The following is an 18,498-nucleotide window of genomic DNA, read 5'->3' as shown; positions in this document are numbered from 1 at the left end:
GGGAGCCGGCATGAACCGCACATCCGTCGTGATCGCCACACGCGACCGGCCGATCGAGCTGGCCCGGACACTCGACCGCATCGGTGCAGACTGTCCTGCGACACCGATCGTCGTGGTGGACAACGCCTCTCGGGATCCTCTGCAGCGCTGGTTGAAGACGCGCCACCCGGACGTCGAGGTGATCCGGCTCGACACGAACCGGGGCGCAGCCGCCAGGACGGTCGGCGCCCGCCGGGCCGGCACAGAGTTCGTGGCCTTCTGCGACGACGACTCGACGTGGGAGCCCGGCGCCTTCGCCGTCGCCGAAGGCATGTTCGATGCGTATCCGTCGGTTGCAGTGCTCGCCGCTCTCACCCTCGTCGGGGATCAGCAGCAACCGGACGCGATCACCGCCGCGCTTGCCGGCAGCCCGCTCCCCCACACCGAACCGCTTCCCGGACCCCGGATCCTCGGCTTCCTCGCATGTTCGGCGATCGTCCGGCGCGCGGCGTATCTGGGTGTGGGCGGATTCGATCCACTGCTCCACTTCGCCGGCGAGGAACGGCTGCTGTCCCTGGACCTGGCAGTACACGGCTGGGACCTCTGCTATTCGAACCGGCTGGTCGCGCGGCACTTCCCGTCGCAGGTCCGTCCCCCGTCGGATTGGCGGCGGCGCCGCGAGATGCGCAACGACGCCCTCACCTCGTGGATGCGCCGACCGTTTCCCGCCGCCCTCGGATCGTCCGGGCGGTTGCTCCGGCGCGCGCTCGCCGACCGTTGCGCCCGCGGTGCCGCCGGCGAGGTGGCGCGCCTGCTGCCCGCGGCGCTCGCGCGCCGACGGCCGCTGCCGGCGACCGTCGAGCGCGACATCCGACTGCTCGAAACTGCACCCGCTCTTCGTCCGGAGGTCTCGTCGTGAGCGAACGCGCCACGGTCGTCGTCATCACCTACAACCGCCGCGACGAACTACGGCGCACCCTGCGGGCGATGACCTCGCTACCCGACGCGGCGCCGATCGTTCTCGCCGACAACGGCTCGAGCGACGGCAGTGCAGCCATGGCCGAGGCGGAGTTCCCCGACGTCACCGTCGTGCGGTTGCCGCGGAATCTCGGCGCGACCGCCCGCAACATCGCGGTGGAGCAGGTGTCGACGCCCTACGTGGCGTTCTGCGACGACGACACGGTGTGGCAACCGGGTGCGCTCACCACCGCCGCCGACGTCCTCGACGAGTACCCGGGCCTGGCGACGGTCACCGGCCGTTGCCTCGTCGAACCGACGCTCACGGAAGATCCCCTGACCCCTGAGCTGCGCAACTCGCCGGTCCCGGGCCCGGACTGGATGCCCGGTCCGACGCTTCTGGGCATCATGGCCGGGCTGACGATGATCCGCCGTCGCGCGTTCCACGAGGTCGGCGGGTTCGAGCCGCGGATGTGGCTGGGCGGCGAGGAGGAGCTGCTCGCCCTCGACCTCGCCGCTGCCGGGTGGTGGATGTGCTGGCGCGAGGACGTCGTCATCCACCATCGGCCCTCGACGTCGCGTGACGCCCGGCGTCGGCGCCAACTGGGAATCCGGAACACGTTGTGGACGCTGTGGCTGCGCCGTCCGGTGCGCTCCGCGCTCCGTCGCTCGACGCAGATCGTCCGTTCGGCGCCGGCCGACCGGTACACCGCTCTCGCGGTCCTCGAGGCAGTGCGGTCGCTGGGCTGGGTGGTCCGCAACAGGGTCGTCGTCCCGAGTCGGGTCGAATCCGGTCTACTCGCCCTCGAGGACGCCCAGGTGCACTCGGCGGCGCGCCGCTACGTGGGCTGACCTGCTCCGCAACACCTTCGGTTCGGTTCCGACGCGGGATTCCACGATTACCTATCCATAGAGTTTGAAATTCGCTGGATCGGTAACCCTCCCCACATGAGCGATCGGAGCGACGCGCGCAACATCCTCGTGTGGCACGTGCACGGCTCGTGGCTCGACGCGTTCGTCCGCGGTGGACACCGGTATCTCGTACCCACGCTGCCCGGCCGCGGTCCATGGGGACGAGGACGGATGGGCCGCGACTGGCCGCCGAACGCGGAGGAGATCGTCCCACGTGACCTCGAGAACGCGGACGTGGACCTCGTGGTGGCGCAGAATCCGGGCGAGATACCGCTGGCCGCCCGGTGGCTGGAGCGCCTGCCCGGACGCGACGTTCCTCTGGTCTACGTGGAGCACAACACCCCCGGTGGGCACGCCCCCACCACCCGGCACCCGATGGCCGATCGTGACGACCTGACACTCGTCCACGTCACCCACTTCAACCGCACGATGTGGGACTCGGGGTCCACGCGCACCCGCGTGATCGAGCACGGCGTCGTCGACCCTGGCGCCCGGCACAGCGGCCGGCTGGCCCGGAGCGCGACGATGATCAACGACCCGGTACGGCGGTGGCGGGCCGTCGGCACGGACCTGCTACCGAAACTGGCGTCCGCCGCCCCCGTCGACGTGTTCGGCATTCGAACCGGCGAACTGGCGCGCAGAGCCGACATACCTCCTTCGGTCTCGGCCGGAGGGGACCTCGGCCGCGACGCGCTGCACGACGCGGTCGGGGAACGCCGCGTGTATCTGCACACCGCGCGCTGGACGTCCCTCGGATTGTCGCTGATCGAGGCGATGATGCTGGGAATGCCTGTGGTCGCGCTCGCCAGCACCGAGGTGGCCGTCTCGGTACCCCCCGAAGCCGGAGTCGCCGCCACCGATCCCGACCGAATGGTCTCGGCAGTGCACCGCTTCGTCACGGATCCCGCGGATGCCGCCGAGACGGGCCGCCGCGCGCGGGCTTTCGCGCTCTCGAAATTCGGACTCGAACGTTTCCTGCACGACTGGGACGTCGTCATCGACGAGACAACACGCCGACCACTGTGCGCCAGGAGGTAGCGAATGAAGATCGCGATGATCTCGGATCACGCCAGCCCGCTCGTCGCGATGGGCGGGGTCGACACGGGAGGACAGAATGTCCATGTCGCGGCGTTGTCCGCCGCGCTCGTGCGGCGGGGTCACGACGTCGAGGTGTTCACCCGCCGGGACGACGCCACCGTCCCGGAACGGGTCCGCTCCGAGGACGGCTACGACGTGGTGCACGTGCCGGCCGGGCCTGCGCGGAGAATCTCGAAGGACGAGCTGCTACCCCACATGCAGGAGTTCGCCCTCGGTCTTCGCGATCGTTTCGCGCGGGCACAGTTCGACGTCGCGCACTCACACTTCTGGATGTCCGGCCTCACCGGCCGACTCGCGAGTCAGGCGTGCGGGATACCGCTCGTGCACACGTTCCACGCGCTGGGCATCGTGAAGAAGCGCTACCAGGGCGCGGCGGACACGAGCCCGCCGGAGCGGATCCCGTTGGAGTGCAAGATCGGCCAGAGTGCCGACGCCGTCGCGGCGACGTGCTCCGACGAGGTGTTCGAACTCGTCCGGATGGGCATCCCCCGCTCACACATCACCGTGGTCCCGTGCGGGGTCGACACGGACGAGTTCCGCCCGGACGGGCCCCGGGCCCCACGGGGCGACCGGTTTCGCGTCGTCACGGTGGGACGCCTGGTGCAGCGCAAGGGATTCGATGTCGCCATACGCGCGCTGGTCGCGCTGCCGGGCGCCGAGCTGGTGATCGCCGGCGGGCCGGTGGCGGGATCGGTGGACGAGGACGCAGAGGGATCGCGGCTGCTGCATCTCGCCGACGAACTGGGCGTACGGGATCGCCTGACGATGCCCGGCCAGATTCCCCGCGCCCGGATGCCGGAGCTGCTGCGCTCGACGGACGTGGTGGTCTGTTCGCCGTGGTACGAACCGTTCGGGATCGTCCCGCTCGAGGCGATGGCGTGCGGTAAGCCGGTGGTCGCCAGTGCCGTCGGGGGACTCACCGACTCCGTCGTCGACGGGGTGACCGGGGTGCACGTTCCGCCCCGGAACGCCGACGCCCTGGGCCGCGCCCTGCATCGGCTGCTCACACAGCCCGTGCAGTGCGAGCAGTTGGGACACGCCGGGCGGGACCGGGCGGTGCAGCGCTTCGCGTGGAGCCGGGTGGCGGGCGAAACCGAGCGCGTGTACGAGTCCGTGCTCCGCCAGGCGGTTCCCCGCGCGGCCGGCGGGGTGGGCCGATGAACGCGCCCGGTGGTCCGCGCCGTCGCCGGGTGCTGGTCACCGGCGGAGCCGGCTTCCTCGGTCTCCATCTCTGCACGCGCCTGTCCAGACGGGGCGAGTCGGTGGTCTGTCTCGACGACTTCTCGACGTCGGCCCCGTGGGCGCGATCGACCCTGGAAGCGCTCGACCGCGTGACGGTGATCGACGGTTCCGTGACGGATCCTCCGCCGCTGCCCCGCCGGATCGACCTCCTGATCCACCTCGCCTGTCCCGCATCGCCGCGCGACTACCAGGACGACCCGGTCGGCACCCTCGCCACCGGTGGTCTCGGAACCCTCGAGATGCTCGAACGTGCCGAGGCTTCCGGCGCTCGCTTCGTGCTGGCGTCGACGAGCGAGGTGTACGGCGATCCGCAGGTGCACCCGCAGGCGGAGTCGTATCGCGGCAATGTCGACCCGGTGGGTCCGCGCAGCATGTACGACGAGGCCAAACGGTTCGGCGAAGCCCTGGCGTCCGCGTTCCGCCGCCAGTACGGCACCGACACCGCGATCGTGCGCATCTTCAACAGCTACGGTCCCGGCATGCGGGCCGACGACGGGCGCATGGTGCCGGCCTTCGTGTGCGCGGCCCTCGACCGCCGCCCTCTACCGGTCGCCGGGAACGGACGTCAGACGCGATCGCTGTGCTACGTGGACGACACCGTGGCGGGCATTCTGGCCATGTCGGACAGTCGGCATCCCGGTCCGGTCAACATCGGCACCGATCACGAGATGTCGGTGCTGGACGTCGCCGCAGTCATCAACCGGATCGCGCACTCGGACGCTGGTGTCCGCTTCCTGCCCTCGGCCCCGGACGACCCCCGGCGACGGTGCCCCGACGTCGAACGTGCCCGCAGCCTTCTCGGTTGGCGCCCGCGGGTGACGCTGGAGGAGGGCATGCGCCGCACCGTGGACTGGTTCGCCCGCACGGCCCGGGCACAGTCGGTCGCCGGCGCTCCGGCGAGCACCCGAGGGGGTTCACTGTGAAGATTCTCGGTGTCAACGCGGTGTTCCACGATCCCGCCGCCGCCGTCGTCGACGACGGCCGGGTAATCGCCGCCGCGGAGGAAGAGAGATTCAGCAGGCGAAAGCACGGCAAGCGGCCGTACGCCTTCTCCACGTGGGAAATTCCCGAGCAGTCCATTCGATGGTGCCTGGCCGAAGCCGGACTCACCGCGCAGGACCTCGACGCCGTCACGTACTCGTACGATCCCGCTCTGGTGGATCCGGAGCTTCCCGGCACCGAACAGGACTGGGAGTTCCTACGCACGATGTACGCCGAGCGTTTCCCACGGTTCCTCAGGACGGTCCTTCCCGACGTCGATCCCTCGATCGTCCGCTTCGTTCCCCACCACCTGACCCACGCCGCGTCGGCTGCGCTCGCCTCGCCGCATCAGGATTGCGCGGTTCTGGTCGCGGACGGGCGCGGCGAGTCCTCGTCGTATCTGGCGGGCGAGTTCCGGGGCGGAAAACTGACACAGCTTGCCTCCCAGAGCCTTCCGCACTCTCTGGGGCTGATGTACGAGGATCTGACCGAGCACCTGGGGTTCGCGCGGTCGAGCGACGAATACAAGGTCATGGCCCTAGGCGCCTACGGGACCCCGCGCTTCCTGCCGGAACTGCAACGCCTCGTCACCACCACCGACAGCGGCAGCTTTCGGATCGAGCCGATCGAATGGGACGCGCTGGCGCCCCGGCGACATGCCGGGGACGGCTGGACCTCCGCGCAAGCAGATCTCGCGTGCAGTGTGCAGCGTCGCCTCGAAGACGTCCTGCTCGCGCTGGCTCACTGGCTGTACGACCGAACCGGGAATCCCCATCTCGCGCTCGCCGGGGGTGTGGCGTTGAACTGCGTCGCCAACACTCGGTTGCACGCGGAAGGACCTTTCGACGACGTGTGGGTCCAACCGGCGTCAGGTGACGCGGGGACCGCACTGGGCGGCGCACTACTGGCCGCCGCGGAACTCGGCGATACTCCGGCCCATCCCGCCGGGTACGACCTCGGACGGGCGTGGACCGACACGGAACTCGAGGACATTCTCGTGGCCGCGGCCGTGCCCTACGAGCGCCCGACGGACATCGCAGATGCCGTCGCCGAGGCGATCGCACGGAACCAGGTGGTCGGATGGTTCCAGGGCCGAAGCGAATTCGGGCCGCGCGCGCTGGGCCACCGCTCGCTACTGGCGCACCCCTCCCCGGCCGCGAACATCGAGCGGCTCAATGCGGTGAAGGGCCGTGAGCAGTTCCGGCCGGTCGCCCCGATGGTCGCCGTGGACCGCGCGTCCGACATCTTCGGCCGCGGCCCCGTTCCCAGCCCGTACATGTTGTTCGTCCACGACGTCGCGCCGGAATGGCGGGATCGACTGTCGGCGGTCACCCACGTCGATGGTACGGCCCGCATCCAGACCGTCGATCCCGTCACCGAACCGCTGCTGCACCGGATGCTGGCGGCGTTCGAGCGCCGAACCGGAGTCCCCGTGGTGGTCAACACCAGTTTCAACACCGCGGGCCGGCCGATGGTCGATTCGCCCCGGGACGCGCTGGAGTGCTTCGGCTCCGCTCCGATCGACCTGCTTGCGATGGGTCCCTTCGCGGTTCGGAGGCCGAGGTGACCGCGCGCGAGTTGCGCTACACCGTCGTGATTCCGACGGTGCTGCGGCCGAGCCTCGACGTTCTGCTGCGAGCGCTGGCGGGCACCGACGGTCCGCAGCCATCCGAGATCATCGTGGTCGTGGACCTGCCCGACCGGACGGGCTCGCAGGTCTCCGGCGGGGCCGGGAGTGTCGACAGCGGTGAGCCCCCGGTGCGATGGCTCTCCTCCGGGGGCCACGGTCCGGCGGCCGCACGCAATCGTGGCTGGCTCGCCTCCCACGACCCGTGGGTCGCCTTCCTGGACGACGACGTCGTCGTCTCTCGTGACTGGGCGCGGCGGCTCGCCGAGGACCTCGCCGGCCTGGGACCGGAGGCTGCCGCGTCCTACGCCCGGATAGAGGTCCCCGCGCCGATCGGACGGCGCCCCACCGACGACGAGCGGCGCACGCTGGCGCTGCGCAATGCGCAGTTCATCACCGCGGACGCGGCTGTCCGCCGGTCGGCCCTGATGGCGGTCGGAGGGTTCGACGAGCGGTTCCCGCACGCGTATCGGGAGGACGCGGACCTCTCACTGCGCCTGATGTCGGCGGGATTCACCCTCCACACCGGATCGCGCGTCACCACCCATCCGATCGGCCGCGCTCGCGCTCTCGCCAGTCTCCGCGCCCAGGCCGGTAACGCCGACAACGCCCTCATGCGTCGCAGGCACGGGCCGGACTGGCGTCGCACCGCGGGCGAGAGCGGGGGCCGACTCGGGCGGCACATGTTCACCACGTTCTGTGCGGGTCTGGCCGCGGCCGCGGCGGTCTCGGGACGGCGCCGAGTCGCTGCCACTGCCTCCGCGGCGTGGCTCGCCTCCACCGTCCGGTTCGCGCTCGCGCGGGTGGCTCCGGGGCCCCGCACCGCCCGAGAAGTGCTCGAGATGTCGGTCAGCAGCATCCTCGTCCCGCCGGCGGCGGTAGCCCACCGGATCCGCGGGGAGATCGCCGTGTCGAGGGCCGGAACAGCGATTCGGTCGCCCGTCCTCGCGGTCCTCTTCGACCGCGACGACACGATCATCCACGACGTTCCGTACCTGTCCGACTTCCGCAAGGTCGAGCCGGTGCCGGGCGCCGCCGAGGTGCTGTCGCGGCTGCGGGCCACTGGGGTGCTCGTCGGCGTCGTCTCGAACCAGTCCGGGGTCGCGCACGGACGGATCACCGCCGGCGAGCTTCGGGAAGTCAACGACGAAGTGGAACGACGGCTCGGCCCGTTCGACACCTGGCAGATCTGCGTCCACTCGGGACGGGCCGGCTGCGCGTGCCGCAAACCGATGCCGGGCTTGATATTCCGAGCCGCTGCGGACCTGGGCGTGCCGGTGGAGCGCTGTCTCGTCATCGGGGACACGGAAGCGGACGTCGAAGCCGCTCGCACCGCAGGAGCAGTGGGGATCCTCGTACCCACGGCACGCACGCTGCCCGCCGAAGTGCACCGGGCCCACAGTCACGGCAGGCTGGCCCCCGACCTCGCGACGGCCGTCGCACTCGCAGGACTGGGCCGGGGCAGGACCGCCGACTCGTGACCGGCCTCCACACACTCGTCGTGCGCCAGGACAATCTGGGCGACGTGCTGCTCGCCGGTCCGTGTGTGCGCGCGGTCGCGGCCGGATCCGGGCGTGTCACGCTGCTCGTGGGTCCCCGCGGGAGTGCCGCCGCGGCACTGCTTCCCGATGTCGACGAGGTTCTCGTGTGGGAGGCGCCGTGGATCGACCCGGAACCGGTGTGGCCCGGCTCCGACTCGGTACTCGACCTCGTCGACCGGCTGCGGGGGCGCCGATTCGATCGCGCCTTGATCCTCACCTCGTTCCACCAATCCCCACTCCCGACTGCCGTGCTGCTCCGGATGGCGGGAGTGCCGTGGATCGCGGCCATCTCCGACGACTACCCGGGGGCTCTGCTCGACGTCCGCCATCGTCTCGATGCCGATGTACCGGAGGCCGAGCGGGCGCTGGACCTCGCCCGGCGCGCCGGATACCAGCTGCCCCGCGGCGACGACGGCCGCCTGCGACTGCGCGCCGAGCTGCCCGATCCCGCGCCGTTCGTCGGGTCGGAGCCGTACGTCGTCGTGCATCCAGGCGCCTCGGCGGCGGCCCGGACCGCGTCCGCCGGTTGGTGGGCACGAACGGTCCGGTCACTCGCCCTCCGCGGGCATCGCGTCGTGGTCACGGGCGGACCGGACGAGTCCGCGCTGACGCGAGCCGTCGCCGGTTCCGCGATCGATCTCGGGGGACGGACCACGTTCGCGGAACTCGCAGCGGTGCTGCGATCCGCCGCCGTGACGGTCGCGCCGAACACCGGGGCAGCCCATCTGTCGGCGGCCGTCGGTACTCCGGTGGTGTCGTTGTTCGCTCCGATCGTTCCGGTCGAAAGGTGGGGGCCCTACGGAATCCGCAGCATCGTGCTCGGCGACCAGCACGCCCCGTGCCGGGGCTCGCGCGCACGACGGTGCGACCTGGCGGCGCATCCGTGTCTGGACGCGATCGACCCGCGAGATGTAGGTGGTGCAGTGGAGAAACTACTCCGCAACCCTTCCCTGGAACGCGAGTATCCGCGAGTTTGGAAACAGGGCACGACGGGAATCCTCCGATCGAAGCCACCGACCGGACCCACCTGTCAGGCCCAGTTTCGAAACGAGGAGTCATGAGCGAAGCGTGCCTCTCCACGAGCAGAAGCCAGGAGCCGGCGCCTGTCATCGAGCTGCGCACGCCGGCCGAGCCGATCCAGCTGGCCCCGATCCGGGGTGTCACGGCATCGCTGGCCGAACGGTGCGACATGACCCTCGACCAGTTGGCCGATCTGAGGCTCGCCGTCGACGAGGCCTGCAGCACTCTGTTCCGGATCGCGCTACCCGACAGTGACATCGTGTGCACGTTCCGGGTGCGGGCCGACACCTTCCGATTCGCCGCCTGTGTCCCGACCTCCCGTCCCGCAGTGGACGGAGAGTACGAGCAGACGTTCGGTTGGCACGTCCTGCGCACCCTCACCGACGATCTCGCACTCCATCGACACCACGGCAACGGCGACGGCCGCGCCTCCACCGTCACGATCTCCTTCACCGTGGAATGCGGGGAGCACATGTGACGCCCCGGACTACGGACCGGCCCGACGAGTACAGCGACGTCAAACCCATGTTCGCGTCGCTGCAAGCGCTTGACGAGAACGACCCCGGTCACGCGGAACTACGGGAATCGATCATCACTCGGTGCCTGCCCCTCGCCGAGCACATCGCTCGACGCTTCGACCGCCGCGGCGAGCCCTTCGAGGATCTGGTGCAGGTCGCCAGCATCGGCCTCGTCAACGCGGTGGACCGCTACGACGTCGAGCGTGGCTCGGACTTCCTCGCCTTCGCCGTGCCCACGATCATGGGAGAAGTGCGGCGCCATTTCCGGGACACCGGCTGGGCGGTCAGGGTGCCGCGGCGCCTCAAGGAGCTTCACCTGGACCTCGTCAAGACGTCGGCGCAGTTGTCCCAGCGCCTCGGACGGTCTCCCACCACCCGCGAGATGGCTGAGGAACTGGGAATCGAGGTCGAGGAAGTCGCTCAGGGCCTGCAGGCCGCCAACGGATATCAGGCACTGTCCGTCGACGCCGCCGCGGGAAGCGGCCCCGACACCGGTTCGACGCTGGGCGACCTGTTGGGCGACAACGATTCGGATATCGCCGGTGTCGAGGACCACGAAACACTGCGGGTCGTCCTCGAAGGACTGCCTGAACGGGAACGAACGGTCTTGTTGCTCCGCTTCTTCGGGAACCAGACGCAGTCTCAGATCGCCGCGCACGTCGGCGTCTCCCAGATGCATGTCTCGCGGATCCTGTCCGACACGCTTGCCCGGCTGCGTGCGCAGGTGGAGCGGTAAACCACGCGCTGTTCTTCCGGCATACCCGTTTCGTGAGCCTCGAAACCAGGGCAGACGCCGGTGACCTGTACACCGGGACGCGTCGGTGTTAGAAAGAAGAGAGGTTGAGCACACAGCCTGTCCACATCGGAGACGGGCGCATCTGTGGCCGTCGATCGAGTGAGCGTCCCGGCCAGAATTGGGCCAGGCGCCGTCCAACTCGTTTCCAGCAGATGGAGGCATGCCGTGCCTGATCTTCCCGGTACAGCGACGAACATATTGCACGCGTCCACCCACCAGACCGACGCCGGCGCCGACACCTCCTCCGCGCTGGTGGTGACGCTCCTGGTCGACTTGGACCTCAGCACCGTGGACACCTTCCGTCAGGCGTTCGCCCAGCTGCTCGCAGGCGACGCTTCGCCGAACGCGGACCTTCTCGTCTTCGATCTCTCGCGGGTCGACTTCGTCAGCATCGACGGAGCCTCGGCACTTGTCGAGGCGAAGGACAGGGTGGTCGAAAGCGGCCTCGATTTCCGGCTCGTCACCGCGACACGGGGCGTCGAGCATGCTCTTGCGGCCACCGGCGCGCGGCAGATGTTCGAGCGCCACGCCACGGTCGGGTCTGCTCTCGATCGCGAGTCGAACCGGGCGGGCACGCCGGTCGCCGACCCCTCCTACTGACTGCCGCACCGGTGAACGGATCCCCAGATGACGGACGACACCACCGACACACTGAGTGAGCGTTTCGACGAGATCACCGGAGCACTCCAGGATCTGTCCGACGTCCTGGACGAATACGAGGACCTCGCAACGGTTCTGGAGCATGTCGTCGAAGGAGCGGTGAGGATCGTTCCGGGAGCCGACATGGCCGGAGTGACGCTCGTGTCCGACGAATCCGCGAAAACTGTGGCGGCAACGCATCCGCGAGTCCGCGAAGTGGACCAAGTCCAGTACGCGAACAACGGCGGCCCCTGCCTGACGGCGTCGCGGGACGGCCGGAGCGTGGTGCTCGACGTCGATCAGGTTCGCTCACGGTGGCCCGCCCTCGAAGCCTCGGCCGCCGATCTCGGGATCAAGAGCTTCATCGCGCTGCCGTTGATGCTCTCGGATCGTATTCACGGCTCGTTCAACCTCTACAGCAGCGATCCCCGAGGCTTCCAGTCCCTGGACGAGTCACTGCTCGAGCTGTTCACCACCGCCGCCGTCACCGCGCTGCAGCAGGCCGAACGGCACCGCCGCGCGCTGGCGTCGATCCGAAACCTCCAGACCGCGCTCACTTCTCGCGCAGAGATCGACCAAGCGATCGGTGTGGTCATGGCGTTGCACGGCCTGCCCGCCGCCGAGGCGTTCGACCGGCTGGTGTCCACGTCTCAGGACACGAACGTCAAGGTCAGAACTGTTGCGCGACAACTTCTCGACAAGGTCGCGGCGCAGAGGTGACCGGCGGATGACGGCGGCGCTGCACCCGCAGCGCCGCCGTCATCGTGTCGGACCGTGATCGTGGTCAGATGAGAATCGCGGCAAGGCCCACGGCCACGAACACCACCAATGCCACGGTGGCACAGAGAATCCCGCTGTATCCGAGCACGAGGGGCGGGAAGGCGGCAACCGCTCCCGAGCCGCAAGCGAGGGCCGCCGAGTAGCCGCGCCGTGACTGGCGGCCTCCCGGCTCGGGAAGACCGTTGCGGCCGGCGAGTCGATCGGAGTCGAGAATCATGCGTCCGCACCTACCGTCCTCGCATCGACGTTGCGCGCCTTCCGGAGCTCGGCCCACTGCGGCGGAACGATGACCGCACCGTTCGGCAGGTCGCTCTCCCTGACCAGCGAGATCAGGCTCGCGGCGGCGGAGCCGACACTGACGTGATGATGCATGGCGACGTCGATCAACTCGTCGAATGCGGCGTCCTGGCTGCATCCGCGCGCGGCACTGATGACGGCCACCGCTTCGCGTTCGGGAGCGCAGCCCGGCACTTCCACTTCCCCGCGGAGGGAACGATGTACTGAGAGGTGTTGGCGATTCATCACGAGACGACTCCGATACGTCGGAAGAAGAGCGGTCTCGCTGTCGACCCATCGCATTACTCGAACCGAGCGAGAATGAGGGACGAAGCCGACGCGAGCGGGGCTTCCAGCATCGGCTGTTTGTTCAACCGTGACCAAGAATACAGACTGGCCCCGCCGACGCGCAAGGGTCGGAGCCGAATACGTCCGTGCCGGGGTCGTGAGAGATCAAGTCGAGTAGGACTCCGCCGGAAAGGGTATAACCGAGCAATGGCGAACCCCCGCAACGACAGCGACGCACTCGCAGAGAAGGTCTCCGATCTCGCTTCCGAGGCCGGCCGCAGTATCGCGACCGCCGAATCCCTGACCGGCGGGCAGATTTCGTGCCTGCTCGGCGCCGCTCCCGGATCGTCCGACTGGTTCCGTGGCGCCGTCGTCGCCTACGCGAGCGCCGTCAAACACGATCTGCTCGAGGTGCCGCCCGGCCCGGTCGTCTCGGAAGCCGCTGCCCGCAGCATGGCAGCGAAGACGGCGGAGCTCCTGGGCGCCGACACCGTCATCGCGGTGACAGGCGCCGCAGGACCCGACGGCCAGGACGGGCAGGAACCGGGGACCGTCTGGTTCGGGATCTTCGACCGCGGTTCCGTCCGTGCCTTCCAGAAGAAGTTCGAGGGCGAGCCGACGGAAGTCGTCGAGACGACCGCCCATCACGCCCTCGAACTCCTCACCGACTGCCTCGGCGGCGAATGAGCTGCCGAAGCGTCGAGCCGCGCGTCACCAACCTCAGGGTTCGAGGAGGACCTTCACCGCGCCGTCCTGCTTCTTCTGGAAGATCTCGTAGGCGCGGGGCGCTTCGTCGAGCGACAGCCGATGGGTGGCGAACGTGTCGACCCCGAGCGGGTCACCGTCCGTGAGCAGCGGAAGAATGTCGTCGGCCCAGCGCTTCACATTGGCCTGACCCATCCTGAACTGGATCTGCTTGTCGAACATCTTGAACATCGGCAGCGGGTCCAGAGCTCCCCCGTACACGCCGACGATCGAGACGGTGCCCCCGCGGCGCACGATGTCGATCGCTGCTTCGAGCGCCGCGAGACGGTCGATGCCCGCGTGGGTGAACAGCGGTCCGGCGACAGCATCCGGCATGAACGACGTCGCCTGCTGTACCAGCTTCGCACCCGGCGACCCGTGCGCTTCCATCCCGACGGCGTCGATCACGGCATCGGTGCCGCGCCCACCGGTCATGTCCCGGATCGTCGCCCCGATGTCGTCGTTCTCCCGCAGGTCGAGAACCTCGATGCCACGCGCCCGCAACCGCTCGAGCCGCTCCGGAACCAGGTCGACGCCGATCACCCGGACCCCCCGGTGTGCCGCGATCCGGGCGGCCATGTCGCCGATCGGCCCCAGCCCCAGCACCGTGAGCGATTCGCCCTCGCGGACGCCGGCGTACTCCACTGCCTGCCACGCGGTGGGCAACACGTCCGACAAATACACGAAACGGTCGTCCGGCGGGCCCTCCGGGACCTTGATGTGCGTGTACTGCGCCTGCGGAACACGTAGATACTGCGCCTGCGCCCCGGGGATACTGCCGTAAAGCTTCGAATACCCGAAGAGCGCGGCGCCGGTGCCTTCCGATCTGACTTGTGTTGTCTCACATTGCGTCTGCAACCCACCACCACACATCGCGCAGTGCCCACACGAAATCTGGAACGGAATCACCACGCGGTCCCCGACCGCGAGATCGCCCACATCGCTGCCGATCTCCCGGACGATACCCATCGGTTCGTGTCCGAGAATGTCGCCGGCGGTCATGAACGGCGACAGCAGTTCGTACAGGTGCAGATCGGACCCGCAGATGTTGGTCGTGGTCACCTCGATGATCGCATCGTTCGCTTCCTGGATACGCGGATCGGGAACCGTCTCCACCGATACGTTCCGCTTGCCTTGCCATGTCACCGCTTTCACCGCTACCTCCAGGTTGTGGGTCGTCTCCGCCCGACGCCTACCCAGTCGCGGACCGGCGCAAACGCCCCAGGATCGCCCGCCGGCAGCGAGCGGATCGAGGTGCGGTACGGCCCCCGCGAGAACGATCGCGTGCAAGAACGACCGGGGTGGACGACAATCGGAACTACATTCAGGGCCCGCACCGGTCCATTCCGGCGCGGAGCACCGACTCGACACCGGGGAGGCTCGAAATGAACACCAACGACCCTCGCGATCTCGCGCACACGACCCGGGAGCACCCCGGCGAAGCGATCGAAGACGCGCGCAACTGGCCCGGCTACGCCCTGATCGGCGTCGCCATAGTCACGCTGGGCCTTACACTCGTCGCAGCCGGATACGGGTTTGCGGGCTGGGCCTGGATCGCCGGAATCGTCTGCGTGGGCGCACTGCTGGCCGGCACCGCACTCGTTCTCGCCGAGCATCGGCGGGTGAAGCGACTGGACAACGCGTCGCTCACCGATCAGGTCGGCCACTGACCGACGTTTGATTCCTTCGACGATCGGGTACACAGCTGGCGGAACCTGTCGGCGGAAGGGAGTTCGCGTCATGTCGGACAAGGACGAGTCGGGGCCTGCGGAGGCTGTCAAAGGCGCCGTCGAAGGCGTGAAGGGTAAGGCCAAGGAGGCCGCCGGCGCGGTGACAGGTCAGGACGACCTGGTTCGGGAAGGCAAAGCGCAGCAGGACAAGGCATCCGCCGAGCGGGAAGCCGCCGAGAAGGAGGCCGAGGCGGAGAAGGCTCGCGGCAAGGCGGCAGCGAACGAGGCGCGCCAGCGCACGGAGCAGGACTCGTAGCAGATGACTTCGGACGCAGTGTTGCGGGGAACCGGTGAGCCGATTCGCCCGCGCAACGGGAAACCTGGCAAGTTCTGGCGTCTACCGGGGGTCTATCCGCCGCAGTCGGACACCTACCTTCTCGCACGTACGTTGCTCGGCGAGACGATCGAACCCGGTACCCGCGTGCTCGATATCGGCGCGGGTACCGGGTATCTATCGGTGTCAGCAGCGCTGGCCGGCTCGCGGAACGTGACCGCTGTCGATGTCGCGAAGCGGGCATTGCTGAACACCCGCCTGAACGCCACACTCAACGGCGTGCAGGTACGTACAGTCCACGGCGATCTGACGAATCCTCTGGGGGAGAACAACTTCGATCTCGTCGTCAGCAATCCGCCGTACGTCCCGGCAGCCGACGACACGTTGCCGACGGCGGGCCTGGCGCGATGCTGGGATGCCGGCCGAGACGGCCGCGCCCACCTGGATCGCATCTGTCGTGAAGCTCCGCGCATACTGGCGCCGGGCGGTGTGCTCCTATTGCTGCAATCGGCCCTGAGCAACATCGATGCGACACAACGAGAGCTCCAGCGCCAAGGCTTTTCGGCAGAGATCGTCTCCACCGCCCAGATCCCCTTCGGCCCCGTGCTCACCGAACGCGCGTCCCTGCTGCGGCAGCGCGGGCTACTGGCACCCGGAGAAGACCGTGAGAAGCTGGTCGTTTTCCGGGCAATCAAGCCTACGGGCGCAGCATGAGAGCCGATCGGCGCATACAGGTTTCGACGTCTCGCCAGGGACGGGCCGACAGCTCCTGCGGTAGCTAGGTTCCTCCAGGTGCGGCAGGGCGGGATGCCAGCACGATCTGTCGCTGGCAGCGTTGGGTCGGTTGTCCGCGGTCACCCGGCCATGACCGCATCGGCCGATCTGTGATCGAGCGATCCGCGAACGGCAATCGCGATGAGTGCGAGCCCGGCGAAGAGCACGCCCGACCAGATCATCCGATGCAGTAGCGCAGTCAGTTTCGTAGTGGTGAGGACGCCGGAGGCGAATCGCGGTCCGGCGCGGTCCGTTCGTGCGCTCCCCTGTCGCCTCGGCTGGTAGTCCTCCCCTGGCAGGATTGCGAATTGTGGAGTGCTGATGCAACGGAACCTCTGGGTCCACCTCGTCGGCGGAGGTCAGTTGCGGCATTGCTGCGGTACCACCTCACGGAACCAAGCCTCATCGTCTCAGCCGCGGATGGCTTCGAAGGTCCACACCGCGTCGGTGGGGGTCGGTGCGCTGCCGGCGCGATATCCGCCGTGGACGGCCACCTCGGCGAACCCTGCCTGGTACAGCATGGTCGTGAACTCGGCCAACCCGAACCAGAGCAATGAGAACACCTGCAGTTCGGTTCGGATCAGTACGCCGGCGTCCCAGCGTTCGTAGCGGAGCCAACTGGTAGATCGTTGGGCGATCGGATCTGCGGTCCTCTTCCAGGTGTCAAGAGTGATAAGGCTTCCTTCGTGCCACCAATGACGAACTGGATCGCGGTCGGGCTCGACGTGCACGGTCGGCGGCTCGATGTCGACGATGAGCCGTCCACGCGAGGCAAGGTTGCCGTGCATCGCTTCGAGCGCAGCCAGGGCGCTGTCGCGATCCGGCAGAAGAGCGAATGATCCGGTCGGGATCACGATCGCCTCGTACCTGCGCTCGTCGCAATAACGTGTCATCTCGCCCTCGACGACGTCGGGGACCAGATCATGGCGTGCACAGTTCGCCCGGCATTGGTCGAGCATCGCGGGCGAGTTGTCGTACCCGCGCACGGAGAATCCTTGTTCCAGAAGCGGGATGAGGATTCTTCCGGTTCCCACCGCAGGTTCGAGCACGGGGCCGGTCACGCCCTGCAGGCGGGACAGATAGAACTCGACGTCACCGAAGGACGTCCCGATCGGCTTGTCGAGTTCGTAAGCCAACGTGGCGAGTGGTCCGTATTCCCAGCCGGTCCCGTGCGTCTCCACCAAAGCCAACTCGCCTTCCGATCGAGGATGCTGCAACGCCTCTCAGGACGCTCCCGAGCACGCTACGGGCGAGCCGGGACTCTGCACCAATGGATTTCGAATCGCAACTCGTGTTCGACGATTCATCTCCTGGGTACAGCATCGCTGGACTCCAAGGTGAGCGCATGGCAAGGAACGACCAACGTTGGCACTGGGCTCCTGAGGAACTGGCGCTCGCCTCCGGCCCGGATGCAGGCTTCTGGATCGCTGATGGGTTGCGACGCGGTGCGTTCGATGTCGGAGGCCTCGTTCCGCCGGTGTTCGACGCGTTCGCACGTGTCTTCCATCCCGTTTACCTTCACGACGGCGACGACTGGACTCGAGTCAACTGGGGAACCATCGCCCAGCAACACGGCACGACCGCACACGCTGCAATGAGCTGGCAGGCCATAACCGGCACTCACCGTCCCGGCAATGATCCGGAAGAAGGCTCCCTGCCTCGACCGGAGGCAAGCGTCCTCGCGACGATCCTCCGCCATCACACCACCACACCGGACGAATGCTGGTTTGCAATCTGGGACGGGTACGGCGACGAAGGCAGACCCCCGGCTGGTATTGAACTCCTCGATGCGTCCCGGAACATGGTTGTCCTCCACGGGCCGATCACTGCAGCCGAGGCTCGTTTCGGCGCGGCCCCGCACCACTCGGGCGGCGGCTACAGCGCCAATCTATGGTGGCCAAACGATCACACGTGGTGCGTAGCAACCGATATCGACCACAAGTCGACGTACGTGGGCGGCAACTCCGCCTGCATCGATGCCATCCTCACCGATCCGCGTCTCGAAGCCTTCCCCGTTTCCGGAACCCAGTTCATCGGCTGGGCAGCCGACACCGTCAACCCCCATCCGCCATACGGGACATGACAGCCAACCAACTTTCCACAGTGCCGGAGAGGCTCGGCGGGCCCCACAGGTGTGTAGCCGGCCGAGCCGGCGGGCCCTCCAGGTCACCGTGCTGTATCGGACGGGACATGCCGTCAATCCAACTCCGGGCCGGCAGCACACGTGCCTTGTACGTTGAGGGAGTGAACTGGCTCCTGGTAGTGACACTGCTCCTGGTCACGGTGGGCGCGTACCTCGGGATCGGCGTACTGACAGCAATC

Annotated in this window: 21 protein-coding genes; 17 read left to right on the top strand and 4 right to left on the bottom strand. The window is 68.2% G+C overall.

What is annotated here, in order from left to right:
* Positions 1–10 precede the first annotated feature (10 nt).
* From A6I89_RS05245 to A6I89_RS05190, 12 genes are all read left to right on the top strand, one after another.
* Entirely contained in the window at positions 11–898 is an 888-nt protein-coding gene (locus A6I89_RS05245; RefSeq protein ID WP_044991098.1) for a glycosyltransferase family 2 protein, read from the top strand.
* Complete coding sequence (locus A6I89_RS05240; protein ID WP_005512782.1) at positions 895–1,788, top strand: glycosyltransferase family 2 protein; 894 nt, start codon at positions 895–897, stop codon at positions 1,786–1,788. Before A6I89_RS05245 ends, A6I89_RS05240 begins: the two co-directional genes overlap by 4 nt.
* 96 nt (positions 1,789–1,884) lie before the next feature.
* A complete protein-coding gene (locus tag A6I89_RS05235) occupies positions 1,885–2,886 on the top strand; it encodes a glycosyltransferase (RefSeq protein ID WP_022596296.1) in 1,002 nt (333 codons plus the stop codon).
* Between the two features lie 3 nt (positions 2,887–2,889).
* The gene (locus A6I89_RS05230; RefSeq protein WP_022596297.1) at positions 2,890–4,107 is read left to right on the top strand and encodes a glycosyltransferase; all 1,218 of its coding nucleotides are present in this window, start codon (positions 2,890–2,892) and stop codon (positions 4,105–4,107) included.
* A complete protein-coding gene (locus tag A6I89_RS05225; RefSeq protein ID WP_022596298.1) occupies positions 4,104–5,111 on the top strand; it encodes an NAD-dependent epimerase/dehydratase family protein in 1,008 nt (335 codons plus the stop codon). The genes A6I89_RS05230 and A6I89_RS05225 overlap by 4 nt, the downstream gene beginning before the upstream one ends.
* A complete protein-coding gene (locus A6I89_RS05220) occupies positions 5,108–6,736 on the top strand; it encodes a carbamoyltransferase family protein (protein WP_022596299.1) in 1,629 nt (542 codons plus the stop codon). Before A6I89_RS05225 ends, A6I89_RS05220 begins: the two co-directional genes overlap by 4 nt.
* Positions 6,733–8,277 (top strand): HAD-IIIA family hydrolase, encoded by a 1,545-nt coding sequence (locus tag A6I89_RS05215; RefSeq protein ID WP_022596300.1) that lies wholly within the window; start codon positions 6,733–6,735, stop codon positions 8,275–8,277. The genes A6I89_RS05220 and A6I89_RS05215 overlap by 4 nt, the downstream gene beginning before the upstream one ends.
* A complete protein-coding gene (locus A6I89_RS05210; RefSeq protein ID WP_022596302.1) occupies positions 8,274–9,398 on the top strand; it encodes a glycosyltransferase family 9 protein in 1,125 nt (374 codons plus the stop codon). The genes A6I89_RS05215 and A6I89_RS05210 overlap by 4 nt, the downstream gene beginning before the upstream one ends.
* Positions 9,395–9,835 (top strand): ATP-binding protein, encoded by a 441-nt coding sequence (locus A6I89_RS05205; protein WP_022596304.1) that lies wholly within the window; start codon positions 9,395–9,397, stop codon positions 9,833–9,835. The genes A6I89_RS05210 and A6I89_RS05205 overlap by 4 nt, the downstream gene beginning before the upstream one ends.
* The gene (locus A6I89_RS05200; RefSeq protein WP_044991100.1) at positions 9,817–10,611 is read left to right on the top strand and encodes a SigB/SigF/SigG family RNA polymerase sigma factor; all 795 of its coding nucleotides are present in this window, start codon (positions 9,817–9,819) and stop codon (positions 10,609–10,611) included. The genes A6I89_RS05205 and A6I89_RS05200 overlap by 19 nt, the downstream gene beginning before the upstream one ends.
* Positions 10,612–10,836: 225 nt before the next feature.
* Positions 10,837–11,271, top strand: coding sequence for an STAS domain-containing protein (locus tag A6I89_RS05195; protein WP_232244741.1), 435 nt, complete (start codon positions 10,837–10,839; stop codon positions 11,269–11,271).
* Between the two features lie 27 nt (positions 11,272–11,298).
* Positions 11,299–12,030, top strand: coding sequence for a GAF and ANTAR domain-containing protein (locus A6I89_RS05190; RefSeq protein WP_022596309.1), 732 nt, complete (start codon positions 11,299–11,301; stop codon positions 12,028–12,030).
* A 64-nt stretch (positions 12,031–12,094) separates the two neighbouring features.
* Here the strand turns inward: A6I89_RS05190 and A6I89_RS05185 are convergent, their stop codons facing one another.
* Together A6I89_RS05185 and A6I89_RS05180 are read right to left on the bottom strand one after the other, a co-directional pair.
* Complete coding sequence (locus A6I89_RS05185) at positions 12,095–12,307, bottom strand: hypothetical protein (RefSeq protein WP_022596311.1); 213 nt, start codon at positions 12,305–12,307, stop codon at positions 12,095–12,097.
* Complete coding sequence (locus A6I89_RS05180) at positions 12,304–12,531, bottom strand: ANTAR domain-containing protein (RefSeq protein WP_044991144.1); 228 nt, start codon at positions 12,529–12,531, stop codon at positions 12,304–12,306. Before A6I89_RS05180 ends, A6I89_RS05185 begins: the two co-directional genes overlap by 4 nt.
* Positions 12,532–12,861: 330 nt before the next feature.
* Between A6I89_RS05180 and A6I89_RS05175 the strand changes: the two genes are divergently transcribed.
* On the top strand, positions 12,862–13,341 hold the full coding sequence (locus tag A6I89_RS05175) for a CinA family protein (RefSeq protein ID WP_022596315.1): 480 nt from the start codon (positions 12,862–12,864) through the stop codon (positions 13,339–13,341).
* A 33-nt stretch (positions 13,342–13,374) separates the two neighbouring features.
* Here the strand turns inward: A6I89_RS05175 and A6I89_RS05170 are convergent, their stop codons facing one another.
* On the bottom strand, positions 13,375–14,553 hold the full coding sequence (locus A6I89_RS05170) for a zinc-dependent alcohol dehydrogenase (protein ID WP_022596317.1): 1,179 nt from the start codon (positions 14,551–14,553) through the stop codon (positions 13,375–13,377).
* A 230-nt stretch (positions 14,554–14,783) separates the two neighbouring features.
* On the opposite strand from A6I89_RS05170, the gene A6I89_RS05165 reads away from it, so the two are divergent.
* The 3 genes from A6I89_RS05165 to A6I89_RS05155 all read left to right on the top strand — a co-directional run bounded on the left by A6I89_RS05165 (position 14,784) and on the right by A6I89_RS05155 (position 16,116).
* Positions 14,784–15,068, top strand: coding sequence for a hypothetical protein (locus tag A6I89_RS05165; RefSeq protein WP_005512762.1), 285 nt, complete (start codon positions 14,784–14,786; stop codon positions 15,066–15,068).
* A 70-nt stretch (positions 15,069–15,138) separates the two neighbouring features.
* Complete coding sequence (mbp1, locus tag A6I89_RS05160) at positions 15,139–15,384, top strand: microaggregate-binding protein 1 (RefSeq protein ID WP_022596322.1); 246 nt, start codon at positions 15,139–15,141, stop codon at positions 15,382–15,384.
* A gap of 3 nt (positions 15,385–15,387) precedes the next feature.
* A complete protein-coding gene (locus A6I89_RS05155; RefSeq protein WP_022596324.1) occupies positions 15,388–16,116 on the top strand; it encodes a HemK2/MTQ2 family protein methyltransferase in 729 nt (242 codons plus the stop codon).
* A gap of 470 nt (positions 16,117–16,586) precedes the next feature.
* On the opposite strand, the gene A6I89_RS05150 is transcribed toward A6I89_RS05155, so the two are convergent.
* The gene (locus tag A6I89_RS05150; RefSeq protein ID WP_255221279.1) at positions 16,587–17,225 is read right to left on the bottom strand and encodes a class I SAM-dependent methyltransferase; all 639 of its coding nucleotides are present in this window, start codon (positions 17,223–17,225) and stop codon (positions 16,587–16,589) included.
* Between the two features lie 296 nt (positions 17,226–17,521).
* Between A6I89_RS05150 and A6I89_RS05145 the strand changes: the two genes are divergently transcribed.
* On the top strand, positions 17,522–18,259 hold the full coding sequence (locus tag A6I89_RS05145; protein WP_044991145.1) for a hypothetical protein: 738 nt from the start codon (positions 17,522–17,524) through the stop codon (positions 18,257–18,259).
* The last annotated feature ends 239 nt before the right edge of the window (positions 18,260–18,498 follow it).

This window comes from Prescottella equi, from assembly GCF_002094305.1.
Lineage (GTDB): Bacteria > Actinomycetota > Actinomycetes > Mycobacteriales > Mycobacteriaceae > Prescottella > Prescottella equi.
This window is presented reverse-complemented; position numbering and strand designations above follow the sequence as displayed.